This is a genomic window from Chryseotalea sanaruensis (genome assembly GCF_003990915.1).
GTDB classification, from domain to species: Bacteria; Bacteroidota; Bacteroidia; order Cytophagales; family Cyclobacteriaceae; genus Chryseotalea; species Chryseotalea sanaruensis.
Genome location: NZ_BHXQ01000003.1, coordinates 336,825 through 361,558, shown reverse-complemented (window position 1 = coordinate 361,558; position 24,734 = coordinate 336,825). Strand labels below are relative to the sequence as shown.

Sequence of the window (24,734 nt, the reverse complement as noted above, 5' to 3'; positions counted from 1 at the left end):
TCAGTATGCTTGCAACTTGTGTAAAGATGCATTTTGTTGTGTGGTTAATTTCTACACTCCATATAGATGAAGATGCTCACGAATATCGTGAGGTTTTAAGCAGTTTTGCAAATAAATGGCCATGTAGTTTCATTTTGCTAGATTATTCAATCAAATGATAAGAAGTGATTATGGTTTTGAAGTCATGCTTTATAAGAGTAGGCATTTGATTTGGCTCAAGATTACCCAAAGGGAACACTCAACTTGACAGCCATCAGCTAGCATACCAAAGGGTTTGGAGAGCTTGCTGTAGATCTTTAGCGCCAATACACACACAACACCAAGGGCAGAGTAACTATAACTTCTTTTTGCTAAACTCCTTCCGATAAGACATCGGAGTCATCCTAAATTCTTTTTTGAATAAGCGTATGAAGGCACTTTCATTTTCAAAACCGCATTGAGGCACAATGTTGCCTATGGAGGTATTTGTCTTTTTTAATAATAGAGATGCTTTCTTTAATCGTAGTCGAGTGAGATATTGCAGCGGGGTAAGTTCGTAGGCGCTTCGAAAGCAGCGTATGAAATGATACTGGGAGAGATGTGCTAAGTTTGCCAATTGGGCGATGGTCATACTTTTTTCAGGGTGTTTGACCATATAAGCTAATGCAAGCTTTAGCTTTTTATGTAAATCTTTTTGTGTAGACTCATGAGTAGCGGGTATTTGTTTGGCCGTCTGGTATTGAGGTAACTCAAACCACGGCTTCTTTGGTCGGTTAGCAGGATAGCCGTTCTTTTCACGAAAGGCTTTGCGTTCGGGTGTAAAGTTCCACCAGTTGAGTTTGCTATCCGGATGATTGGCAAAATGCACCACAAGCCGAAACTGATCTTCAACACACGAATCTACCCAAACACCTTTTTGCTTTTCGTATTGATCGGTAAGTTTTGCTCCGTCTTTTCTTTTTAAATCATGTAATGAATAATAGCCCATTCCGATGAGGTCGTGTGCAAAGCGTATTCCTATAGAGGGGAGGCTCTGAAACTGGGAAAGCGCAAAGAGTTCCATCGCTCTGATCTTGGATGTGTTGAGCAACTGCTGTAAGGTATCTACTGTGTGCAGATGGATTTCACGCTTCTTGATTTTAAGTGCGCGCAGTTTCCTTACTTCTGCTGGCGTTACTCCCAGTGGATTGAGTTCCTCTTTACTCATGTTCTGCGAAAGTTAGTAGATAATTATTATTGTCGATGAGTGAAAATTCAGTAGCACCATAAAATGTTTTGTTCAACTCCGTGAGTCCATCAACCTTGCCTTTGATCTGATCATAATACTGACGAATGTTATCGACACTGATATATAAGAGGAGCGATCCCCCATTACTACGACTCACCATTGGGTGTATGCCTTCAATGCTGGCAAGGGTTTGAAACATGAAAGTAACACTTCCGTTCTTCATCAGGGCAAATATTTTTTCCCCATCAGGTGTGGTCACTTCATCAGCTAGGGTAAAGCCTAGCGTTGAATAAAAGGTGATGGTGGCTTTAATGTCGTTGACAAAGATATTAGGCGAGATCGATTTCATAGGTTGAATGAGTTTTAAGTTCATTCAAAATTATGGAAAAGCGTGATGAGGAAATGTGCTGAAATTGCTAAAGTGAATTGGCTGCAGAGCTTTTGCAAATATATTTAATTAGCTTGTTGCTAATCCCACACACAAGCCCTAACGCTCAACACCAAGAGGGGTGTAGTGTATCAGTTATTTTTTTCTTTTATGAATTAGTTTTGTATTCTCTTTTCTGGGATGGCCAATTCCAGTCCAGATTGTCTGGTCATGGTCGAAGGTTACTTTCCACTCGCTATCATCGTCATCAATTTCACTATCAATGTATAAAATGGAATTGTTGTTGTCAGCTGTCCAGCTTCCTGTATTTCGTCCAAATGGTGCTCCGTCACTAACAAATGAGCCATCGGTCTTAAACTCAATCCATCGGTTATTTTCTGGATTATGATTATCTGTCACATCATTATCATATTCATAGACTTTTTCCATTGTCCATGTTCCAATAATTTTAACATCCAGTTTTTCTGATTGTTTGCAGGAAGTGGTGATCATCACTGCTAGAAGAAGAATTGTGAATCTATTGTTCATGCTTATGTCTTTATGGTTAAAGTTAATTTAGTTATTGGAACCAAGAGAATTGTCTGTAACACTTAGTTAGGTGTTTCTCCCTCGCCCTTGTTGGTGTTGTGTCTAAGGTTGGCGTGTGGCTCACCAACAAGTTCACAGATACTTACTAATGAGCCACGCGCTTGCCAACACACAACACTTTGCGTCTGTTGTGAGAGTAATTCCTACGCCAAAACTCAGCTATTGATCAGTTCCTTCGGGTCGACTTTCAGGGCTGCCGCAATGCGGAATAGGTTAGTGAGAGACGGCTCTACTTTATTATTTACATATCGATTAATAGAGTTATACGTAATCTCGGTCTCCTGGGCTAGCCAATAACCAGATTTTCCTTTCTCTTTCAATACTTCATTGATGCGATGTAGCCGTTTTGCCATATATCAAAAATAGGGCATGTATACATGAGAAATATATATCTTATATGTTGCTATATCTTTTGTGTAGTTATATATTTGTTTTATAATCAAGATAACCTATGTCAGCTGCCATTAACACCACCGACCACATCATTTTTCTCATTGGTGAAGAGCTTAAATCGCGTAGGTTCTTCAACACGTTTCAGGAACTGGGTCTAGATGATTCATACTTTCAGCCCCATCTTGATGAGGCCATCATGACCTGCCTCGGACTCGATGACTCAAACGCCACCCTTGATTTCTACTTTGCTGTTATGAACGAGCATGCCAGTAAGATCGGAATCAAAAGTGAGTCAGTGGCGGAGGAGGCGAAGCGTGTTTATGAAAAGCTTGTAGCGAATGGGATGGGATAGTATTTGGCAGCTACGAGAAGTTGGCGATTTTTAGTATCAAACTGTCTGCGGAGCATTGAACCCCAACCTAGCGAAAGTCTTCAGCTTGTGGGTATGTATGAGCGAGACACTAGCTGGTTGCTAATGGGGCACAAGTGAGCTACACGCTTACCAACAAACAACATTTGTGCAAGATGGTTAGTTAGCCTTGGTTTAGTTCTCTTTTAATTGACTTAAGAACTTCGATGACCTCTGCAGCACTTATCTTAAACTCTTCTTTGGCTTCTGTTTCATGATTAACAATCCAAGTCTTAACTTTTATTAATAGATTTTGCTTAGCAATTCGTTTTTCTTGTTTACTAGTTAAAGCTAAAGCTTTTTCTACTTCTTCTTTGAATCTATTAGGATAATATTTTTCAAAGTTATGTTGACTAAATTGATTAAAATTTTTCTCACTCCAACCAGAGGCAGAATATACCTGTTTCATATCAGAAATAATTTCAGTTTCTTCATCTCCTCCATCTATATAAACCCATACTTTATTTTTATAACTTGGTTCAAGGTGAAGGAAAACGAATAACCTGTTGAAATCTTCAAATTTGGGTTTTACTTTACTAGTTGATCCTGCAGAGAACGTCCGAAGCTGAAACTTTAGTTTTGGAACGAACCATTCCATTAAATAGTCTCTTATGATTACTTCTGCGGATGATTCCTCTAAAAAAAGCCAAGCTTTCCACAAATCAAGATCAAAGAAATCATAACCTAATTCTTCGAGAACTTTTAATCTATCAGTGGGCGTGTTCGGAACTTCACTTATAGAGGATTTTTTAAGATTGGTTCTTAACGAATCTGATTCATAATTAGTAATCTTAAATACCTTTGACCCAATTACAGAACCTAAGTATTTCATGACTATGTTAGAGTGTGTTGAAATAAAGAACTGATTTGAGTTCGATTTTTCGGCAATTAGATTTAAAAGAGCTTTTAAAGCTTTAGGATGAATATCATTTTCAGGTTCTTCAATGAGAAAGATCTTATTCTCTGCAATACATAAATCTGTTATTAACCCTAGGATGTTTGCTACTCCTTCTCCCATTGCTGTTAGTGGTATATGCTCGAGATTATGAACAAAATACACAGCCTCTTTTCCTCCTCCTTTTGCTAAGGAGGACATCTCAAAACCAAGAATATCATTGCATGCTTTTATATATTGTGAATTTCCTGGTTGAAATTGTGGAGTTACTAAGCGGTCTATCTTTGAATATAGATTGGTTAAATTTCCATTTACGGAATTTGCATTCTCTTCATTTATTGAATTGACATATCCACCAACTTTTCGTTTAGAAAGATAAGGATATATCAAATTATTGGGTTCTTTTTCAGGAAAGGTGTTTAAAGTTAATGATAATGCTGAGCTATTGAGGACGCCATAACTCCTTTGATTATTGGTGAGATTTAATGTAAATCTGTCAAACGGACTATTATTCGGTATTTGATTATGCTGGCCTTTGAAGTAGATTTGAATAATGCCCTGATTTTTACCAATTGTAATATCATTCTTACTAAGAACATTTCTTTGAAGGTGAAAAATTGAATTTAATATTGTTGATTTACCTGCATTATTCGGCCCGATTAGAATATTTATTGTATCTGAAAATTCTGTTTTTCCAATTTCTTGAAACCCTCTGACATTTTGTATTTCAATTGCTGTTATTTTCATAAAAAAAATATAAATTTCTTTTTTGCAATAGAAGAATTCTAGTCAATCATAATTCAAATCTTGATTATAATTACTTTAAGATAAAATTTGTAAGGATTTTATTACAAAAATCTGCATTTTTATTATTTAGATAAATTAACTTTCCCGTTAAGGATTGTTATTATTCTTTACCTACTTTAGATTTGCCAAACTTAAGCAAGTTTTCAATATGTGGGTATGTATTTGCGAGACACTAGATGTTTTTAAATGAGGCAAAAGTGAGCCACACGCTTGCCAACACACAACACTTGCGCCAGTTGGATGGGTGTTGTTAATGTCTCTCTACTTCTCATCAAGTATTTGCTTCTTATCTTTTAGTAACTTTATACTTTTCAGTTCTATTATCAAAAGCAGGGAAAGTTCCTTCAAGAATTTCAACAACACTGTTATTAATCGTTGGATTCTCGATTGCTCCTGTAGTATAACTGACTTTATTAGCATCTTCTTTGGTTATTTTAATGTGAATAATTTGCTCGGCATCGCATACAATTGCCAAATTAGGGTTGTGTGTAACAATAATTATCTGACGCTTATCTTTTACTTGCTTTATGAATTTCCCAATGATTGTATGGACGCTTTGATTGTCTAAATTTTCCTCAGGTTGGTCAATAACTAAAGGGATATTATCGTTGTCAAGTAAAAGGTAAAAGATCAGAAGTAAAGCACCTCGTTCACCCGGAGAAAGTTCTGATAATTCTTTATCACCTAATTTTAATTTATAAATTGGATTTAGATAGTCCATTGAGAAAAGGAAATTGTAGAAATCTACAGGGCCATAGCCTTTCTTTAGTTGATCCTGAAGATTGCGTGAAGCATTGTCTTGGTCCGTCCTTCTGTCATAAAAAAGATGGGTAATTAGTTCCTGAATAAAAAGTATAAATCCTTCTTTTGTATTGAGCTCAGAAACTTCGATTATTTGTTCCAATTTTTTATAGCCATCTTCTTTCCCAATAAAACTTCCTTTCGCACCAACACTTATATGGTCGAAGAACTTTTCAATGAATCCTTGAAGACGCAAGGAAACATCAAGCTTAATTTTATAATTATCCGTTAAATTGTTATCCGCGTGAATAAAATCTGTTACTGGTTTAAAGAGCTGTCTATATAGGCTTATAATTTCGTTTTTTTTGTCATAGAGATTTTCTACAAGGGCTCTACGTGCATTTCTAGCGGTTTCAAATTCGGTCTTGAGATCATTATCTATGTAGCGTAATACTTCTTCGAAATACGCAAGAGTTCCTTCAACTTGTTTTTCTCCTACAATAGCAGCTCGGCCTGTTTCCCAAACTTTAAGATTGCTCAAATATTGTTGGTGCAATTTGGAAGGCTCGTCTAATTTCTCCTTTAATGTTGTGATCTCATCAAGTATATTTTTTATTTGAGACGGTAAGCTGTCATCTGAATTGCCTAATGAGTTGTTTACGGAGATTAATCCTTTCTGCTTTTCAGAAATTAGTGATGTTATTGGCTCGCTGTTAATATTAAGAGTAACTATGTCATCAAGTTGAATGTTGTACTTTTCATAAATTGGCTTCTGAGAGGCTATAAAGGAGTTAAATTCATTGGATAGATTCGATATTGCTTGATCAGCTTTAGTTAGTTCGTTTATAGAAACATTTAAATCTGTTTTTTCTTGATTTTTTTCTACTATTGTTTTTTCAAGCTGAAGGAGCTTTTCTCTAAGAGTTTCTATTTGTTTGTTTATAGCTTCTTGAAGGCCACTGTTTTGTGGCGCAGGTACGGCATTAGGTTTAATTTTGTCATGAGCTTCAAGTTCTATCTTTTTCTTATCATGTGAGTCTTGTATTGTTTTTCTATAATTAGGATTTCTTTTAGATTCAATATCTGCAATTTTATTATTTAGTGTTGTGATTTCATTTTTGATTTTGTTTACACTCTGTTGAATAACCTCACTTTTATTCGATATTAATTCATCAAGTGAGTTAGCTCCAATTCTATCACTTTGTGGGGTATGTGAGAAGATGATTTTCCTAAGTTCTTTTTCGAAATCTATGCCATCTTCTACAGAACATAATGTTTCGAGAAAATTTTGTGGAATATATTTTACCCTCTCTGTCAAATTGCGATCGACATCCTCACTAAGTCGCTTTGTATTGGTCGTTCCATTTCTCCATGTCAAAGTAGCTTCAAACTCTTCTGCTTTATTTGATGGCTTCCTTTTTTTAAACTTTTCACTATTTAAGAAAGAAAAGTTGTCAGCATTATGGGTGTTTCCGCACAGCCCAATAATATCAGCCAATGCACTTTTACCATTTCCTTTATTACCAATAATGGCAACTAACCCCGCATTAAGAGATATATCTAGCCCGTCAAACCATAGTTCATTAAGTGGAGAATTTGGAATTCTTGTTATACTAATTTTTTCAATGAATTTGGTTGGATTACCCTCAATTCTATTTATTAGTTCGGGTTTTTCCCCAATGAAGACTCTATCACGTTCATGTAGGATTTGTTTTAATCCTTCGAAAGAGGGGTCAGATTTTATCCAAGTATAGCATTTCCCTATTCGATCTTTCATTTTCGTGCTCGAATTATGATGAGCATCACTGCAATCCAATAAGAGATTATTTACATGTTGTTCTGTTAATTTTTCCTTACCCTTATAAAAGGCTGGAATGCTTTCCGATGATGTAAAAACTATATGACATTTATTGATTGCATCTTTCTTTTCTGCAATACTATTATCATTCCAAGAAAAAGCATCCCATTCAGTTTTACCAATTGCAATTAGAAATTTATCCGTGAAATATGTCGAGTTTTCTAAGAAAGAAATGATTTCGTCTTCATCACAGTTAAGATTATTAAAGCCCTCCTCTAAATCCGATCCAAAATGTTGCAGTTCATGAGCTGGGACTCCGGCTTTGATTTGGCGACCAAGATCGAGCAAACTTTCAGAGGTGATTAATCCGCCCCATGAAATTCCACCATTTAACCCTGGTGTCAAGCTATATTTAGCACTTAATCCATTCAAGAATTGAGCTTGAATAATTTCTGGTGTAACCTCTTCAGAGAATATTATATGCAGATTAATACGCTTGAATTGACGATGTCCAGCAAATTTCTTTATTCTAAATTCTATTACAGGAAGTATAAGTTGAATATTCGATAATCGACCCTTGGATTTATAATCAAGAACTTTCCTGTAGCCATCAATAAAGATATAGTCGTTTATTCCTAGGACTTGGATTTCTTTTGGAAGACTTTCAAGATCTTTAATATAGGTTTCCCATACATCATTATCCCCATCTGCTTTGAAGGATTGAATAAGAGAAGCTGGAGTATGAACATGTAAGTCCCATTTTCGCCATTTAGAGCCTCTTTTATCATTCATAGTGTTAATTTATAGTGGACCATTTGTATTAGGGATGCTACAGGAAAGTTGTATAATCAAAGAGCCCTTAACTTTCATTTTTGTTCATAGTTTCGATATGATCCAGCTCCCAAAACACTATTTACCGTGACGCTTGGAGCTTGCACATAAATACTAGCTACATACAATAATTAGATATATTTCGTTTTTAGAGCCCATCGATGTGTGTATAGTTACTAATATCGGAAGGTTTTGTGCAGAATAGCAAATCCTGGCTGCTATATTGAACAGGGCTTTTTTTGTATACCTTAAAAAGGGTAACTAACGGATACAGTATAAACAGCTATTCATTCGACTAACCACCAGTAATTTTCAGATTGCTTCGCTCGCCCTACACACAAGCCAACCCTCTCACTCGCAAAGACGCGAATAGTTAGAGTTGCTTTAAGGGATTTGTAGGTTTTAGATTTTATTCGTATTGGGCATGTCAAACCGAACAACTAACAACGGTCAACCAACAACGATGTTAGATTTTATTCGTCTTGGACTAGTTAATGCGAACAACTAACAACGATCAACCAACATCGATTTGACTAGATTTTAAAACCCAAACTCACCAGAAAAATCCTGCTCTGCGGTTTTACAAAACGCTCTTGTCGGAAAGAGTCAGCGAAGGAGGTGCCACCATAGCGCAAAGTGTTAAATACATCTCTGGCGGAGATACTGATTTTAGCCTTACCATCTTTAATGGACTTAGACATACTTAGGTCTACATTATACCGTGCTACATCTGTGCCCTGCGCTTCTATTTCAGGAGATTCGTAATTGCCTGTTATTTGAAACTTAAAGGAAGCGGGTAATAAGAAGTCTGCTACTGCCTTTGTGTTCCAGGCGAGATTGCTGTTTACAAACTCTGCACTTACGTTAGAGCCATCTACATTGCGCTGAAAGAGTGAGTAACCAACGTTTAAGCTTAACCAGGAGGTTAGGGGAGACACTGCTATAAATTCGAAGCCCAGGTCATAACCGTCATTTAAGTTTTCTGGTCGTCCATAGGCGATGCCATCTTCAAGCCGCACGATATAATCGATTATGCCTGTGGTGTAGCGATAGAAAACTGTTGTTGTTAAATCTATTCGACCTAGTGTAAGATGTTGACCTAATTCAAAAGACTGTATGTATTCCGGTCTTAACTCTGGATTGCCGGTGCGAATATTCAAAGAGTCTGCAATATCCGGGAATGGATTTAAGCGCCATCCTCCTGGCCTGTCTATACGCTTGCTATAAGTAAAGCGCAGCTCTTGTTTTTTATTGAGTTTGTATTGAAAGTTTGCACTAGGGAAAAAGTTGGCGTACTGTTGTTTGTTGCGTTGGTTGTTATTAAACAATCTGGTTTGGATGTTGGTCATTTCCATACGACTACCCACAGCAAAAGAGAAGCGTTCAAACTTTTGGCTATAACTGGCATAAGCAGCATACACTACCTCTTGGTACTTGAAGCGGTTACTTACAGTGTTATCTTCAATCCAGTTACCGCTGGTATTGTCCAAGTTTTCAAAATTGAAGTCATTATCAAACATTCTAAAAACTGTTTTATAACCGGTTTCCAGTTTGTTATTGTTATTGAAGGGATGAACATAGTCCGCTTGTAAAACACTAATGTTTCGAACTTCGCGTGTAGCACTTCTTTGGTCAATACCTTCTTCCAGCACATTGCCATTCATGCGGTCGGTTTCAACCATTTGTTTTTCTGTGTTGTCTCTGCCAGAATTGCTGGCTACTATTTTTAGCGATTGCTCTTCATTCTCAAAACTGCGCTCGTAGATCAGGGCATTATCGTAAGAGAATCCATTTTCTGTTTCGCGGTTATTTCTTAGAATATTTTCTTCACCATCATTATCAACGATGTTGCTTATTCTGTTTTCTGTATCATCATCTTTACCGTTACCAAAAACACCTTCGTAGGTAAACTGATTTTTACCTAAAAAGTAATCACCACCTAATTTAATATTCTGATTAAGTGAACTTCTATCAAAGGTTGCATTCTGTCTTAGCGTTTGTGGGTTTTCACCAAAGCTTTGTCTGAAAATACTTGAGACACTTGGTCTTATTGGTCGTTGTATGTCGTAGCCACCGTAGATATTATACTTGACAGTTTGATGACTCAATTGGATTGCGCCATTATATCTACCTGCAGTGCCCATAGTAAACTCTGCATTGCCATGCGTGCCAAGATCATCACCCTTTTTTAGTTCTATGTTAATAATACCGCCTTTAGCATCAGCATCATATTTAGCGCCTGGGTTGTTCACAATCTTAATACTTTTAATGGCACTCGCTGGAATCTGATCGAGGTTGGCGCTGATGGATGAGTTGCGACCGTTAATCAAAATATTGGTAGAGTTACTTCCACGCAGTGAAATGCCGCCTTCTGCATCAACATTAATAGAGGGTGTGTTGCGCAACACATCAAGGGCGCTACCTCCTGTATTGGATATATTTTGATTAGGATTAATGGTCATGCCTTCTGCTGTAATTTCTACAGGCTTTCGAATGGCTTCACCCTTTACTACAATTTCGTTTAGTACAGTAGTTGATTCAAGCAAATTAATGGCACCTAAATCCATGTTTCGTTGAACATTAACGTTGCTCAATTTTTTAGTTTGGTAACCGATTACCTGTATTTCAAAGGTATATGTGCCTGGTGCTAATTTTAGTATAGTGAAATTGCCATCTAAGTCGCTGCTTACGCCTCCATTAAGTCCCTTTTCTGTATACACTGCAATATTGGCGAAGGGGACTGGATTTTGCGTAGTTTGTTCTGTCAGTTTTCCTTTTACAGAGAAAACCTCCTGGCCTTTTGCTGAAAAGCCACATAAAAGCGCTAAAAAAATAAGTAAGTTAGATTGCACAGCGTTTTGTTAGTTGTGTTGGTGTTATTGTGCAAAGATAACAAGGCTATGGCTGATTTGTTCTAACGGAATAGGGCAGTGGTGTTATGTACATGTTAAGAGTCGTTGTATACCTTGAATGGTTTATTTCATTTCATCGCTACTCGTAAAAAGTGGCAAATTCATCAAGTGATTTTCTTTCCAGTTTGGGTACATACGTTTCTTCTGCAGCGTAACCAACCGGTATAAGTAAAAATGGTCTTTCATTTTCAGGTCGTTTTAAAATCTTACTGACAAAATTCATCGGACTGGGTGTATGTGTTAATGCCACTAGCCCAGCGTTGTGTATTGCTGTCAATAAAAATCCACAGGCAAGTCCTGTCGATTCGGTTACGTAATAATTGTTTCGTTTTTCATTTTGATGACCCAGATCATACACTTTTTTAAAAACAATAATTAGATAGGGAGCAGTTTCTAAAAATGGTTTATGCCAGTCGGTGGCGAGTGCTTTTAAATCGTCTTTCCATTCTTCACTCATGCGGCCATTATAACTTTCAAACTCTTCCTGCTCTGCTGCTGCTCTGATTTGTTTTTTAATCTCAGGGTTACTCACTACACAAAAAGTCCAGGGTTGTTTGTGCGCACCTGATGGGGCAGAAGAGGCAGTAAGTAAAATATTTTGAATTACTTCTTTTGGTATGGGGCGTGATGAAAAGTCTCTTACTGTTCTACGCTGATTAATAAAGGTATAGAAATCCTGACTTCGTTTAATGAGTTCATCAGCTTCGTACGGCTGTTGATAGTAACGTAAAAACGGATAGCCATTGATTATTTTTTCTTCGGGATTCATTTCCAGTATTTTATGACAACGAATGTAAAGAAAGACGTGGATAAAGTTGTTGTATGGGCGACAAAGGAGTATTTGCTGCTGTTGCGTATGCATAAAAAAAGCTGACCCGGTGGATCAGCTTTTACTAGAAATGAAATTATTTATCGCAAGTCAATTACTTCAATACCTGGATATTTCTTTGCATCGAAAGTGAAGAAAGCATCGGTAATGGCAGCGTTTGGCGTGAACTTGTTAATGGTGTATTTATACTTGTTGCCACTCTTGTCGAACATAGTCCAACTTTGGATATTCTTATCTTTCTTGCCGATCATCATTTTAATCTTAAAATACTGAGCATCTCTTTTTTCAGGAATTAAATCAATTTCCTCACACAAAACACCATTCTCTGTTTTATCAGTCAGGTATATATATTTAAAACCTTTTTTATAGGCTTCGTAAATTTTCGAAGGATTGATTTCGTCAGACCCTGGATCGTAGTTATCGATGTTAACTTCCTTGGCGGCAGGCAGGTAAGTCCATACGGTTACACCGTTGTTAATAATTTCCTGATCTTCGAGTGCTAACCTGAATTTATCGCCTTTAACAGTGATTTTGCCTTTAAATTCCTCTTTTATACCCTCAGTTTCATTAGTCATGGTTGATGTAATATTGGCTTCGAAGGCAGGAATAGCTTTATATTTTTTGCTCATGGCCTCAAGTGTTTCGAGGGCCTTGGCATCGTATTGAGAGAATGCAAAAGTGACTGTAAAAAGGGCTAATGCCGTGAAAATCAGGTTTTTCATATTGTTGGCTCTGTTAATGAAAATGCAAAGATATTATTGTCCGTGTTTTTCGCGAAGAGAGGACAATAATTGTTCCAAACTCATCTCATCTTTTATTAAAACTTCTCTGGCCTTACTGCCCTCAAAAGAGCCGACAATGCCAGCAGCCTCGAGTTGGTCAATCAATCGGCCAGCACGGTTATAGCCTAATTTCAGCTTTCGCTGGATGAGGGAGGTACTGCCTTGTTGGTGCATCACGATAAGCTTCGCAGCATCTTCAAATAAGGCATCTCTTTCGCTCAGGTCAACATCAGAAGCGCCACCTTCATCATCGCCTTCGTATTCAGGCAGCATATAGGCAGAATCGTAACCGCGTTGTGACCCAATAAAATCGCAGACTTTATCAATTTCGGGTGTATCTACGAAAGGACATTGTAAGCGGATAACATCATTTCCGTTTGACAATAACATATCACCCTGACCAACCAATTGATCGGCACCACCTGCATCGAGAATAGTACGTGAATCGACCTTGGAGGTAACACGGAATGACAAACGAGCAGGGAAGTTCGCCTTGATTACACCTGTAATAACATTTACCGATGGACGCTGCGTTGCAACTACCAAATGTATACCAATAGCGCGTGCCAACTGTGCCAGACGTGCAATCGGTGTTTCCACTTCTTTGCCTGCTGTCATCATCAAGTCGGCCAACTCATCAATAACCAAAACGATATAAGGCAAAAAGCGGTGACCTTCTTTTGGATTAAGTTTACGGGCTACAAACTTGGTGTTGTATTCTTTAAGGTTACGAGCACCTGCATCTTTTAAAATTTCGTAACGGTTTTCCATTTCAATACACAATGAATTGAGTGTATGTACAACCTTACGGGTATCAGTAATGATGGCTTCTTCACTGTTGGGAAGTTTAGCCAGGTAATGACGTTCTATTTTTGAGAAGATGGACATCTCCACTTTCTTCGGATCGACTAATACAAATTTTAAAGTACTTGGATGGCGCTTATATAATAAAGAAGCGAGGATGACATTTAAACCAACGGATTTACCCTGACCTGTTGCACCTGCCACCAGTAAGTGAGGCATTTTAGCCAGATCGATAATGTGCACTTCGTTGGAAATTGTTTTACCTAAAGCAATAGGTAATTCGTAATCAGATTTTTGAAAGCGCTCGATACTTAGCACGGAACGGATGCTTACCATCTCGCGGTTTTTATTTGGCACTTCTATACCAATAGTTCCCTTGCCGGGGATGGGGGCGATAATACGAATACCAAGTGCTGATAAACTCAGGGCAATATCATCTTCCAGGTTTTTAATACGCGAAATTTTAATGCCGGCATCGGGTACAATCTCGTATAGCGTTACCGTTGGGCCGATAGTGGCTTTGATACTTTGTATACCAATCTTAAAGTTGACGAGTGTGGCAACAATACGGTCTTTGTTTTGGTTAAGTTCTTCTTGGGTTACTTGTACTTTACCCACTTCATATTCTCTCAGTAATTCAAGTGGTGGAAACTTGTAATGGCTGAGTTCAAGTGTAGGATCATAAGCACCTTGTTGCTCTACCAATTGTTCAGCCAGTTTATCGGTTTCTAATTGCTCCTCTATGGTGAAAACAGGTTCTTGCTTGGGTGTATTTTTAGCGGGTTCAGATTTTTCGATCTCCAATTTTATTTCGCTGGAAGAAACTGCGGCAGGTGCTACTAAAACAGGATCAGGAATTTCTTCTGATTTCAAATCATCTACCCACACATCTTTGTCGTCAGTGTAAGTAGGAATGATCTTGTCGTCTCCCTGCTTGTCGCTTTCAATATCATTTTCCTCTACGAAAGCAGCATTGCCGATGGATTTCTCTTTAGGTTGAAAGGCATTGATGGCTGTAACATTAAAATAAAAGATGATAAATATGAGCAAGGTTAATATTAAGACTAGAAATGTTCCCCATCCAAAAATACTATCACTTACTAATGCCAAATTATAACCTAAGCCACCACCCAGAAAACCCCACTCAGATACGCCATCGCTTTGAAGGGTGATGTATCCAAACATGAGGCTTAACCATAAAATGGAGAAAATTGAAAAAATGGTGGTGTTAACTAAAGAAGCAATACTTCTTTTAAAAACCATTCGAAAGCCTGCAATGAAAATAATGGGGGGAATAAAAAAAGCGGCAATACCAAACCAACGAAAAATAAAAGCATGAGAAACTATAGCGCCCCACAGACCTACCCAGTTATCAGTTTCCATTCCAGCTTCAAGTATGCTGTCGGTAGCCAATGCTTCAATAACACTTTGGTCCGCTTTGCCAGTAAACAAATAGGATAAAAAACTGGCGAATAAGAAAAGTGAACTTACGATTAATACAAAACCAGCCGCGAGTCTAAATCGTGGATCTTGTAAAAATGAGAAGAAAGGCTTTTTGTCGGCAGTGTTAGCCTTTTTACTCTTCTTCTCCTTGTCTTTTTCCTTTTCAGGTTTCTTGAAAGTGTTGCTTTTGTAGGTATTCTCTGCCATGTAGTTTAAAAAGTGGTTAAAATTAATGAATCTCTTGAATTATATTTAGTGTATGGTTTTTAACTTCTATGCTCCCTCGAAAATACTTTTACCCTATATTCAGGGTTATTTGGAGGCAAATAGTGTGAATGCCACCGCAGGAGGGGAGCACAAGCTTTTCCCAAATGGATTCTCCGGGGTATTCTTCAACTTCGGCAAGCCGGGGAAACTGATACTTAAGCGGGAGTACACAACAGCCCCCGTAAGTATCTACGGGCAAATCGACCATCATTTTACAGCAATACATTATCCTGGATTTTATTCGTTGGGTGTGTTGTTAAAACCCACCATGCTTTCAAAACTATTGCACGTAGATATGGGTGAGTTTACCAACAAGGCTTTTGACGGCATACTTATTCGCGGGGATCTAAAGGAGTTACATGCAAAACTGGAGGAAGCAGATTTAACAACATCAAAAATTGCATTGTTGAACGATTATTTCATAAAAGCCTTTACCAATATTCACACAACCGATACCCTTGCAGATGCAACGTTGCACAACATCCACCGAAATGCAACTGTATCGATTGAGAAGTTAGCCAAGGACCTTCGTGTCAGCGAGAGATATTTAGAAATGCAGTTTAAAAAATATGTGGGGTTGTCTCCTAAAACCTATTCGCTGATATTACGCTTTAAGCGAATAGAACAACAGTTGAATGCAAGCGCAAAACCAAGTTGGCGACAGATGGATTTTGTGCAAGATTATTATGATCAGAATCATTTCATTAAAGATTTTAAGCGGTTCACTGGTCATACACCTTCAGCCTATCTCTTAAACAATGTGGAGATGGGGCGATCTTACCTGCTTAGCTGAAAGAAACAGACCTGTTCGGATTTTTACTATACCTTTCAGGTGCATCCAAGTACTTTTAACGCTTATGATTTTTAATTAAACATAGTTGTGAAAAAGATACAGGCAATCATTGTCTTATTACTGACAGCCACAGCGGTTTTTCCGCAAGTGACTCTACCTGATAGTACCCTAAAGCGTTTAAAACTTGATAGTGCAGTTCAGATAGTTAAGCAACACAAGGGAGATACTACAGAAATAAATACACTGATCTGGCTTGCCTTTGCTACCGAGGGGAATAATACAAAGCAGTCGATTCAATATCTCAATGATGCGCTACAATTATCGTTCAAATTAGAATCGAATAAAAGCATCGTTAAAGTATATAATGAGATTGGTACGCTTTACCATGACAGAGGTCAATATGATTCATCTATTTACTACTACCATAAAGCGCTTAGGCTATGTAATAATAATGCAGGGCAATGCTCTGAAGCCTATCAGGGTTTGGCAGTTAATCTGCTTTGGTTAACACAACATGATTCTGCTAAATATTATTTGTCGTTGGCTGAGGTGATTTCCAAGACTAGTAAAAATTTTGAGGATCTTGCCGGCATTTATAATAGTCAAGGAAATATATTTTTACAAGAAGGAAATTACGAGCAGGCGCTAAATTGTTACATACTTTCAGCAAAAATTCAAGACAGTTTGTTGCATGACCCTGTTGCACAGTCACGCGCTTTAGCAAATATTGGTAATGTTCAATATCTCATTGGAGATTATGGTAAAGCGCTGACCTATGCAAAGGAGGCACAAAGTATAAGTCAAAAGCACAATCTTCAAAAAAACCTTGCCTATATATCTCAGCTCATCGGACGCATTTACCGAAAACAAAAAATGTTGGATGAAGCCTTACTTGAATATAAGAAGGCATTGGATAGTTATCTTAAACTTGGCTATGTTCGAGAAACTTCTGAAACCTATTCCAATATTGGCAATATATATTTCGATAGAGGAGATTATGAGATGGCGCAAAGTCAATATGCGAAAGCAATAGGTATTTCTAAAAAGAGTTCCAACGACCAATTATTAGGACGTGTATATACCGCCATGGGATATACCTTTCTTCAATTGAAACGCTATCAGGTTGCCATTGCTTATATGGATTCAGCACAAGTCATTGCCAAAAAAATTAATGATCCTTATACCATTTTGGATTCGTATGAAGTGCTTTCGGATATTTATGTTGGGCAGAAAAAATTTGAGGAAGCGTTGCAATACTACGAATATTTTACGCAGTTAAAAGATAGTTTAAATGAAGCAAGTAATGTTAGTGAAATTCAGGAGTTAGAACTGAAGTATCAAAACGAGAAGAAGGTTGCTGAGATTGAGTTATTAAAATCCAATCAACGGGTTCAAGACCTTACACTCAGTCGTCAGCGATTATTAATAAGTGCCATTGTTATCTTGTTAATTGCAAGTTTATTCATAGGCTTTTTGCTTGTAAATCGTTACCGGGTTACGAGTCGCACGAAGAGACTTTTGGAAATAGAAAAGGTGCGCAATAATCTTGCACGCGATTTACATGATGACATTGGTTCAACGCTTTCCAGTATTAACATTTTAAGCCAGGTAGCGCTCAATGAAAAAAATGGTAATGTGCAAAACTATCTACAACGAATTGGTGACCAATCTGCCCGCATAATGGAAGATATCGGTGATATGGTGTGGTCTGTTAATCCACACAACGATTCAATACGTGAAGTAGTTTCGCACATGCGGGAGTTTGCTTCAGAAATACTGGAATCGAAAAATATAACGTATCACTTTACTGAACAAATTTCTCAAGGAGTAAAGCTGACACCAGAACAGCGTAAAAATCTTTTTTTAGTATTTAAGGAAACAATTAATAATGCTGCAAAATATAGCGAAGCAAGTCGTGTAGACATTAAGTTATTACAAGCCGAGCAAAATCTAATTATGCGTATCACTGATAACGGTAAAGGTTTTGATACGAAGCATGTAAAGTCAGGTAATGGTTTACGCAATCAAAGGGAACGCGCAAACGAAGTAAAGGGTGAGTTTTCTGTTAAAAGTATTGCGGGGGAGGGAACAATAGCAGAACTTCATTTGCCTATCGCATAATGATGTGATGGTAATTTATTAAAAGACTGCGATATTTACTTAATTCTATAATGGCCTACGCAATCTTACTTTATGAAGACAACCTGCTGCTGAGCGAGAGCATACAAACGATGCTTCGCTTAAATGCGAATATTGAATTAGTCGGAGCATTCGAAAGTCCGGTAGCGGTAAGCGCCCATCTTAAAGAGTTTACCCCTGATTTATTGATCATGGATATTGATATGCCAGTTATGAATGGTATTCAGGCAGTAGAGCATGTCAGGAAGATCGATAAAAATATTCCTATTCTTATGCTTACCGTGTTTGATGATAATCAACATGTATTTGATGCCATCTGTGCAGGTGCTTCAGGTTATATTTTAAAGAAGCATATATCCACCAGGTTATTTTCCTCCATAGAAGAAGCCATGGACGGTGGCGCTCCTATGTCGCCAAGCATTGCGCGGATGGTAATAGCCGCCATGCAACAGAAGCCTAAACTTGATAATCCTTATCAACTTACGGCTCGTGAGCAAGAGGTGCTGACATCACTCAGTAAAGGTAACAGTTATAAGTTGATTGCTGCTGAATTTGCTATTAGTATGGACACCGTTCGCAGTCATATAAAGAAAGTATACGAAAAGCTGCATGTACATTCTCAAACGGAAGCTGTGAGTAAAGCTATACACGAGAAGCTTGTTTAGGTTTAAAGTGCTGAAGTGCTGAAGTGTTAAAGTGCTAAAGTGTTAAAGTGCTACAGTGCTGAAGTGTTGAGAGGTAATAACTGGCATGCTTGTAGGATGGCAAAAGCTAATATGTAGCAGGGCATTTAAAAAAACGCAGGTCAAGGCGTTTGCCTTGGTTAAGTTTAAAAAAGTTTTTTCTAACTTTTAAGGCCGTATCAAATAAGCTTCGTATTTTTCTTTAAAAATTGCATCATTCGATGTCGCATTTTAAGTCAGTTTATATTGCTTTCGATCAGCATCCTTCTTACAAGGGAGCATCTACACATATTGCGCATATGTGTAAAGTGTTGAGCGAATCTTATGGACCAACGTTGTTGCTCACAGTAGAAGGGCCGTTACCAAAGATTGAGAGTAAGCATATAAGCCAGCTTTGTTTTTTAAGTGAAGAGCAGAATGTGCTTAAGCGAGCCTTACTTTTTTCGTCATGGGTTAAAGAAATTTTGGATAAACAGGATACGCTTCTTGTTGGGCACTTCAGGGATGTATGGGGAGGTATGGCTGTGTTATCGCATCCGCACATTCTACCTGTATTCGAAGTTAACGGTTTGCCTAGTATAGAATGGCCTTACCGATATCCACAGCTTACAAATGTAACACATGAGAAGCTTAAACATTTGGAAGATTATTGTCTCAAGGAGTCAGCACTTGTACTCACACCTTCTCAGGTTATAAAAAAACACCTGTGGAACCGTGGGGTGGCAGAAGAAAAAATAAAGTTGTTAAGTAACGGAGCCGATCTGCCAGCAAACATATCAGCAACACCAGTTATTTCAGGTGAATACATTTTGTATTTCGGAGCGTTGCAAGCATGGCAAGGTTTAGATGTATTGTTGAAAGCGATGCGCTACCTGGAGGATAAAGCAAATTTGAAGCTTATAATTTGTGCATCACATACAGAACATCATTGCAAAGCGTACAGGAAGTTTGCAGAGAAAATTGGTATGCAGGAAAGAATTGTGTGGTTGTATCAGCTTGATAAAGAGAAGTTGCAAAATGTAATCAGTCATGCATACGCCAGCATTGCGCCATTAGTCGAATGTAGTCGCAACCTTGAACAAGGTTGTTCGCCTTTGAAAATTTTTGAAAGTATGGCATGTGGAACACCTGTAATTGCTTCGGATTTGCCTGTTGTCAGAGAGATTATTCAACCACAGATAAACGGTGTATTGGTGCGACCAGGAAGGCCTGCAGAGTTGGCAAGAGCAATTAGGATTCTACTCGATTATCCGCAACAACGTGATTTACTAAGTGAAAACGCAAAACAAACAATAGCAGACCACTTCTCCTGGGATCATATTGAAGGAAATCTTGCTCAACTTTACGAACAGGTTTATACATTCTCTTTTGGCTATTCAAAAAACAATTTACGCTATGGCTAATGCAAAGAAATTTTACGATGGCTTATCACCGCAGGAAAAACGCTTTATTGATGATAAAACAATGAGTACAACCTGGACTGTAAAAAACTGGATTACTTTTTTACAGAGAGCCAGTGCTTATGATGCGTACCGGGATAAGCATGCAAAAGGTTCGGTTGCAATGATAGTATTATTCATTATTCTGACCATCATCTCCTCCATTGCTTATTACCAACTGCAAGATCCTTTGATCATTATTGCACCAACCTCGTTGGCTATCATAACTGTCTGGCTATTTATGCGTATGAGTACGATAAAAAGTCGTGACCTGAATAATTATTTGCGCTTGTTTTTTATGCCATTACTTAATGCTATGAAAGACCTGGCCGGAGAGGAAGCAAAGCTATCAGCCGCTGTGGACTTTCGCGATCCGCTGAGAAATGTTAAACCAATGGCCAGTAAGGTAAGTGGTAGAAACATAAAAACATATGAGGCTAAATATATAGCCGCGAAGATTTTGCTTCGTGATGGTGCCTACCTTGAAACAGTGGTGGCGGATGATATTAAGGAAATAAGCTATCGGAATCCCAGGGGCAAGTATAAATCAAAAATGAAAACTGTCCATCATTATTTTCAAAGACTTACACTGCCTAAGAGTACCTATAAACTGAAAGGGCTGAAGTTACTGAGTAATATGCAAATGGAGGAAACTGCTGATGGTTATGTTTTCAAACTAAAAGGAAAAGGAAAAATTTTGAATTACGATGTCCTTACCCTTAAGGAGTACATGCAAGGCATCAAAAACATTTATAATCAGGTGCAAAACATTAATGAGCCTCCTGCAGATTTAAATAAGCCCGTCAATACACCACTGCCAAATTCATCCAACGCACCTGTTAATAAGATTAGTAATGCGGGCGTAGGAGGTGCCGATGCTGGTATTGATCCATTGTTACCTGCTTATATGATGTCAAGCGATTATTTTGATAGAAATGATTTCGATTCCATGCGTGACAGAGATGATATGAATAGACTGTCGGATGATGATACTAAAATGAATATATTCGATAGCTGAGATACTTTATGCAAATTTGTTTTCTTACAGAAAATTATCCTCCTCAACGCGGTGGTATGTCGCAATCCTGCGACAGGATAGTGGATGGACTTAGAAAAAGAGACTACGTTATCGATGTTGTTCATTTTGCTAGTAGAACAGGTTTGATTAAAACTACCCAACAAATTAACGGTGCTTACATCAGTGTTCCTTTTGAAGATAGTGAAGCGCATACTTTGAATCTTACATGGAATTATATAGAAAGACAAACTTATGATTTGCTGATTTGTTTTGGTGGATATTTACCAGTGCTGGCTGCACCTGTTTATGCTAAATGGATGGGCTTGCCTTTGGTTACAATGTTAAGAGGAAATGATTTTGATGCAGCTATATTTACACCACGCAAGCGAGATCTGTTGCAGGACGCCTTACTTGCCTCAAGTCATGTTTGTGTAGTAAGCAGAGATAAAAAGCAAAAGCTATCAAAACTTTTTCCTGATGTTAAAGTTAGCTATGTTCCTAATGGAATAGCATTAAGTTCATGGCATCCCAGTCCTAGTGAAATAAGTATGGCGAAAGCATGGCGTGCTGAGCACACAAATGGAAAAGTTTGTATTGGTGTTTTTGGTCAATTGAAGGCAAAAAAGGGTCTTGATCTTTTGTTGCGTTCATTATTATCGCTGGAACGAAATCACGAATTTCATTTATTATTGATTGGCGAAATAGGAGAAGAGATGCAGGAAATGCTGATAAGTTCAGCCTTAAGCTATTCTCACTTCTCATTTATGGATCGTTTTGAATTGATAAAATATTATTTGTGTTGCGATGCAGTCGCTATTCCTTCTTATTATGATGGTATGCCCAATGTATTGTTAGAAGCGAGTGCCCTGGGTATTCCTGTTTTGGCGGCTAAGATTGATGGAATGAAGGATTTAATGCAGGGTGTAACGGATGAACTTTTGTTTGAACCGGGCGACCATAAGGATTGTCGACATGTGCTTTCAACTTTCTTGAATGCAGAAATAATCCAACGATTAAAATGGGGGAGTGATTTAAAAAATATCATTGAAACTAAATTTACCAATCAACATGAAACAGATGCTTATGAAAAAATTATCGCTACTCTGCCTGGGTTTAGTAGCAGTAGTCTCAGGTTGCAATCCGGCCAGTGAGTCTGCTAAATTTTCGGTACATGATGCTAAGCGTGAACAACTCGCATCCGTTAGTGTAGGTGGAGAGGTTATTATTGATACACCTGAACTTTCGCTGACTGGTATTTTTAAAAAAGAGAAAAGAAAATATTACGATGCAGGCAATACAATGCAATACGCTGTTAAATATTCAGATGATGGTTTTAAATTAAGAGACTATCGTGAAGAACTGCTTTGGAAGGTAAAACTTTACGATGATAAAATTAAAATTGCCAATAATGAAGAAATGAGCAATGCCTATGAAATTAAATTGAGAGACGAAGGTAAAATCAAATTGGAAAGAAATGATGCTTTGGTAACAGAGTTAAGAATGAATAATGAAGCAGAATGGTTTCAGGTAAATGACGCTTACACAACACGAGGTGCAGGTTTATCGCTGGCTCCTGCTTTACTATTAATTGAAGAACTAAAAGATATGGAGAAGTTTATTCTGATGGCTGAACTTAAAGCTAAGGGTAGGTGACACTTTTTTATGTAATGGGGGGAGGTATGGGGCACTTGTTCCGTACCTCTGTTTTTATTAAACAATTTGCGATTGAGGATTACACAATCATTACTTCTAATCCCTTGGTCTATACTTTTTTTACTGAAACAAAGGTGATCTTTGTTGCACCGGATGATTATGATCAGTCATGGAAATCGTTTATAGATGAAAAATTACCCGGACTTAGTATCCATGAATTGTATATAGATAGCTTTCCTCATGGCTTACTAGGCGAATTTGCCGTTTGGCCTAAGGTAGATTATCCGGTGTACTATCTGGCCAGACGATTGAAGTGGGAGAACTACAAGCATCATGTTCAAAAAATGAGGTTAGGTTTTGAGGTTGTCTATCAATTAGAGGAATTGGAAGATGAACACCTGTATTTTGTAAGGAACATTTCGAGAAAAATTGATCCGCTAACTTTGGCATATCCACTTCCGGAGTCAGTTAATCCAGCAGCTTTTAATGTGCCATTGGATAAGCCTTTGTGGCTGGTAGTACATTCTTTTAATCAAGATGAACTGGAATCTTTATTGCAATACGCGGTTGCAGCAGCGCATCAAGAAAAGTGCGAGGCTTATTTTTTAGTTATAAGTGACAAATGCATTGAAGTAAGTAACGGGGTCTGTATACGTTATTTTCCGGCAGCAGACTGGTTCCCACTGGCAACGCGTATTTTTACAGGAGCCGGTTTTAACACCATGCAACAGATAAAACCATTCCTGAGTAAAGCCACGCTGATTCCATTTCCACGACAGTACGATGATCAGGTGTGGCGAGCCAGAGTATTAAATACGAAGTAAATGTGGTGGTAATCTCGTTTGATTTTCATGAATCAAGCGCTAAGTGCCTAAATGGTGCTAACAATTGCAAACCATTTGCAAAAATGTCCGTTAAACTGCATCGCATATTCATGTGATGTTGTCTCACTCAATTATTATGATCTTTGGTATATGAAGAAATTGCTCCCCTGCTGCTTTCTCTTGTTAAGTTACTGCCTACAGGCACAGCAAGACCCCCTCTATTCGCAATACATGTTAAATCCTTTGTTGATTAACCCAGCCTATGCAGGCTTGAATAATAACTTCAATGCCATGCTGGGTTACAGAACGCAGTGGGTAGGACTTGAAGGAAAACCAACAACGGTTAATGTCAGCGCTCACTCATCACTCATGGCTAATAAACTAGGTGTTGGTGTAATGGTGATTCAAGACAAAATCGGGAACATATCAAATACAGAAACTAATTTTTCGGCTTCATATAAGATCAACTTTAAAGATCAGATGTTGAGTTTTGGTATGCAGGCCGGTATCCAGAATTACCAAACTGATTTTTCTGAGCTTAATATTTTTGATCCCGGAGACAATGCTTTTGTAGGAGGTGAAAGAGGTACGCGTGTAAACATTGGCGCAGGAGCAATTTTAAAAAGTGAAAAATATTTTATTGGGCTTTCAGTTCCACGATTGATGCCATCCAAATTTGAAAATGGAGGTCAGGAGTTTGAGTTATACAATCAACATTATTATCTGGCAGGATCGTATGTGCATTATTTAACCAGCAAAATACGGTTAAAGCCTTCACTATTATTTCGTGGTGTAAAAGGCGCACCAGCCTCAGTTGATCTGGCCTTTAATGTTAACCTGAATGGTATTCATACGGCAGGATTGTTTACCCGCAATTTTAATACGTATGGACTATTGGTTCAAACCCTGTTGAAGGAGCAATATCGTTTTGGTTATGTTTTTGAATTGCCCACTAATAAATCAGTAGGTAGTAACGTAACTACACACGAGATTACTTTTGGTGTTTTACTTTCTGTGCTTTCTTTTCACGAGCGTTCTTTGAGTAATTTCTAATTGAGTAAATGACATTTATGTCATGAATTGTTTATACC

At 37.9% G+C, this 24,734-nt stretch carries 20 protein-coding genes; 10 read left to right on the top strand and 10 right to left on the bottom strand.

The features are described 5' to 3' along the window. Positions 1-334: 334 nt before the first annotated feature. From SanaruYs_RS09495 to SanaruYs_RS09480, 4 genes are all read right to left on the bottom strand, one after another. Positions 335-1,186: a helix-hairpin-helix domain-containing protein gene (locus SanaruYs_RS09495; RefSeq protein WP_127122317.1), complete on the bottom strand. Its 852-nt coding sequence runs from the start codon at positions 1,184-1,186 to the stop codon at positions 335-337. Further along, positions 1,179-1,556 carry a VOC family protein gene (locus tag SanaruYs_RS09490; protein WP_127122316.1) on the bottom strand — a complete coding sequence of 126 codons (378 nt, stop codon included), beginning with the start codon at positions 1,554-1,556 and terminating at the stop codon, positions 1,179-1,181. Before SanaruYs_RS09490 ends, SanaruYs_RS09495 begins: the two co-directional genes overlap by 8 nt. 174 nt (positions 1,557-1,730) lie before the next feature. Beyond that, positions 1,731-2,123, bottom strand: coding sequence for a hypothetical protein (locus SanaruYs_RS09485; RefSeq protein ID WP_127122315.1), 393 nt, complete (start codon positions 2,121-2,123; stop codon positions 1,731-1,733). A gap of 215 nt (positions 2,124-2,338) precedes the next feature. Beyond that, a complete protein-coding gene (locus SanaruYs_RS09480) occupies positions 2,339-2,536 on the bottom strand; it encodes a helix-turn-helix domain-containing protein (RefSeq protein ID WP_127122314.1) in 198 nt (65 codons plus the stop codon). A gap of 98 nt (positions 2,537-2,634) precedes the next feature. Here SanaruYs_RS09480 and SanaruYs_RS09475 point away from each other — a divergent pair, with 98 nt between their 5' ends. Then, positions 2,635-2,928 carry a hypothetical protein gene (locus tag SanaruYs_RS09475; protein ID WP_127122313.1) on the top strand — a complete coding sequence of 98 codons (294 nt, stop codon included), beginning with the start codon at positions 2,635-2,637 and terminating at the stop codon, positions 2,926-2,928. Between the two features lie 181 nt (positions 2,929-3,109). On the opposite strand, the gene SanaruYs_RS09470 is transcribed toward SanaruYs_RS09475, so the two are convergent. The 6 genes from SanaruYs_RS09470 to SanaruYs_RS09445 form a co-directional block, all read right to left on the bottom strand. Further along, the gene (locus tag SanaruYs_RS09470; protein WP_127122312.1) at positions 3,110-4,627 is read right to left on the bottom strand and encodes an ATP-dependent nuclease; all 1,518 of its coding nucleotides are present in this window, start codon (positions 4,625-4,627) and stop codon (positions 3,110-3,112) included. 346 nt (positions 4,628-4,973) lie between these two features. Further along, positions 4,974-8,018, bottom strand: a complete 3,045-nt coding sequence (locus tag SanaruYs_RS09465) for a TrlF family AAA-like ATPase (protein ID WP_127122311.1) — start codon at positions 8,016-8,018, stop codon at positions 4,974-4,976. A 572-nt stretch (positions 8,019-8,590) separates the two neighbouring features. Continuing rightward, positions 8,591-10,909, bottom strand: coding sequence for a TonB-dependent receptor (locus SanaruYs_RS09460; protein ID WP_127122310.1), 2,319 nt, complete (start codon positions 10,907-10,909; stop codon positions 8,591-8,593). A gap of 139 nt (positions 10,910-11,048) precedes the next feature. After that, positions 11,049-11,738: a nitroreductase family protein gene (locus SanaruYs_RS09455; RefSeq protein ID WP_127122309.1), complete on the bottom strand. Its 690-nt coding sequence runs from the start codon at positions 11,736-11,738 to the stop codon at positions 11,049-11,051. Positions 11,739-11,878: 140 nt separating this feature from the next. Next, complete coding sequence (gene lolA1 / locus SanaruYs_RS09450) at positions 11,879-12,520, bottom strand: outer membrane lipoprotein periplasmic chaperone LolA1 (RefSeq protein ID WP_127122308.1); 642 nt, start codon at positions 12,518-12,520, stop codon at positions 11,879-11,881. 33 nt (positions 12,521-12,553) lie between these two features. Further along, on the bottom strand, positions 12,554-15,034 hold the full coding sequence (locus SanaruYs_RS09445; protein WP_127122307.1) for an FtsK/SpoIIIE family DNA translocase: 2,481 nt from the start codon (positions 15,032-15,034) through the stop codon (positions 12,554-12,556). A gap of 52 nt (positions 15,035-15,086) precedes the next feature. Here SanaruYs_RS09445 and SanaruYs_RS09440 point away from each other — a divergent pair, with 52 nt between their 5' ends. From SanaruYs_RS09440 to SanaruYs_RS09400, 9 genes are all read left to right on the top strand, one after another. After that, on the top strand, positions 15,087-15,887 hold the full coding sequence (locus SanaruYs_RS09440; RefSeq protein WP_127122306.1) for a helix-turn-helix domain-containing protein: 801 nt from the start codon (positions 15,087-15,089) through the stop codon (positions 15,885-15,887). Between the two features lie 87 nt (positions 15,888-15,974). Continuing rightward, positions 15,975-18,008 (top strand): tetratricopeptide repeat-containing sensor histidine kinase, encoded by a 2,034-nt coding sequence (locus SanaruYs_RS09435; RefSeq protein WP_127122305.1) that lies wholly within the window; start codon positions 15,975-15,977, stop codon positions 18,006-18,008. 50 nt (positions 18,009-18,058) lie between these two features. Next, positions 18,059-18,691 carry a response regulator gene (locus SanaruYs_RS09430; RefSeq protein WP_127122304.1) on the top strand — a complete coding sequence of 211 codons (633 nt, stop codon included), beginning with the start codon at positions 18,059-18,061 and terminating at the stop codon, positions 18,689-18,691. A 239-nt stretch (positions 18,692-18,930) separates the two neighbouring features. Then, positions 18,931-20,112, top strand: a complete 1,182-nt coding sequence (locus SanaruYs_RS09425) for a glycosyltransferase family 4 protein (protein ID WP_127122303.1) — start codon at positions 18,931-18,933, stop codon at positions 20,110-20,112. Continuing rightward, positions 20,105-21,166, top strand: coding sequence for a hypothetical protein (locus SanaruYs_RS09420; protein ID WP_127122302.1), 1,062 nt, complete (start codon positions 20,105-20,107; stop codon positions 21,164-21,166). The genes SanaruYs_RS09425 and SanaruYs_RS09420 overlap by 8 nt, the downstream gene beginning before the upstream one ends. A gap of 8 nt (positions 21,167-21,174) precedes the next feature. After that, on the top strand, positions 21,175-22,317 hold the full coding sequence (locus tag SanaruYs_RS09415; RefSeq protein ID WP_127122301.1) for a glycosyltransferase family 4 protein: 1,143 nt from the start codon (positions 21,175-21,177) through the stop codon (positions 22,315-22,317). Then, positions 22,250-22,819 carry a hypothetical protein gene (locus tag SanaruYs_RS09410; protein ID WP_127122300.1) on the top strand — a complete coding sequence of 190 codons (570 nt, stop codon included), beginning with the start codon at positions 22,250-22,252 and terminating at the stop codon, positions 22,817-22,819. Before SanaruYs_RS09415 ends, SanaruYs_RS09410 begins: the two co-directional genes overlap by 68 nt. Further along, positions 22,816-23,643 (top strand): hypothetical protein, encoded by an 828-nt coding sequence (locus tag SanaruYs_RS09405; protein WP_127122299.1) that lies wholly within the window; start codon positions 22,816-22,818, stop codon positions 23,641-23,643. Before SanaruYs_RS09410 ends, SanaruYs_RS09405 begins: the two co-directional genes overlap by 4 nt. A gap of 150 nt (positions 23,644-23,793) precedes the next feature. Beyond that, on the top strand, positions 23,794-24,696 hold the full coding sequence (locus SanaruYs_RS09400) for a PorP/SprF family type IX secretion system membrane protein (RefSeq protein WP_160118625.1): 903 nt from the start codon (positions 23,794-23,796) through the stop codon (positions 24,694-24,696). Positions 24,697-24,734 lie beyond the last annotated feature (38 nt).

Bases quoted from the DNA above. Each gene is read 5' to 3' on its own strand.
- SanaruYs_RS09430 (WP_127122304.1), top strand. From the start codon at position 18,059: ATGGCCTACGCAATCTTACTTTATGAAGACAACCTGCTGCTGAGCGAG.
- SanaruYs_RS09480 (WP_127122314.1), bottom strand. From the start codon at position 2,536: ATGGCAAAACGGCTACATCGCATCAATGAAGTATTGAAAGAGAAAGGA.
- SanaruYs_RS09490 (WP_127122316.1), bottom strand. From the start codon at position 1,556: ATGAAATCGATCTCGCCTAATATCTTTGTCAACGACATTAAAGCCACC.
- SanaruYs_RS09470 (WP_127122312.1), bottom strand. From the start codon at position 4,627: ATGAAAATAACAGCAATTGAAATACAAAATGTCAGAGGGTTTCAAGAA.
- lolA1 (WP_127122308.1), bottom strand. From the start codon at position 12,520: ATGAAAAACCTGATTTTCACGGCATTAGCCCTTTTTACAGTCACTTTT.
- SanaruYs_RS09425 (WP_127122303.1), top strand. From the start codon at position 18,931: ATGTCGCATTTTAAGTCAGTTTATATTGCTTTCGATCAGCATCCTTCT.
- SanaruYs_RS09415 (WP_127122301.1), top strand. From the start codon at position 21,175: ATGCAAATTTGTTTTCTTACAGAAAATTATCCTCCTCAACGCGGTGGT.
- SanaruYs_RS09445 (WP_127122307.1), bottom strand. From the start codon at position 15,034: ATGGCAGAGAATACCTACAAAAGCAACACTTTCAAGAAACCTGAAAAG.
- SanaruYs_RS09465 (WP_127122311.1), bottom strand. From the start codon at position 8,018: ATGAATGATAAAAGAGGCTCTAAATGGCGAAAATGGGACTTACATGTT.
- SanaruYs_RS09420 (WP_127122302.1), top strand. From the start codon at position 20,105: ATGGCTAATGCAAAGAAATTTTACGATGGCTTATCACCGCAGGAAAAA.
- SanaruYs_RS09455 (WP_127122309.1), bottom strand. From the start codon at position 11,738: ATGAATCCCGAAGAAAAAATAATCAATGGCTATCCGTTTTTACGTTAC.
- SanaruYs_RS09400 (WP_160118625.1), top strand. From the start codon at position 23,794: ATGAAGAAATTGCTCCCCTGCTGCTTTCTCTTGTTAAGTTACTGCCTA.
- SanaruYs_RS09485 (WP_127122315.1), bottom strand. From the start codon at position 2,123: ATGAACAATAGATTCACAATTCTTCTTCTAGCAGTGATGATCACCACT.
- SanaruYs_RS09440 (WP_127122306.1), top strand. From the start codon at position 15,087: ATGGTTTTTAACTTCTATGCTCCCTCGAAAATACTTTTACCCTATATT.
- SanaruYs_RS09410 (WP_127122300.1), top strand. From the start codon at position 22,250: ATGAAAAAATTATCGCTACTCTGCCTGGGTTTAGTAGCAGTAGTCTCA.
- SanaruYs_RS09475 (WP_127122313.1), top strand. From the start codon at position 2,635: ATGTCAGCTGCCATTAACACCACCGACCACATCATTTTTCTCATTGGT.
- SanaruYs_RS09495 (WP_127122317.1), bottom strand. From the start codon at position 1,186: ATGAGTAAAGAGGAACTCAATCCACTGGGAGTAACGCCAGCAGAAGTA.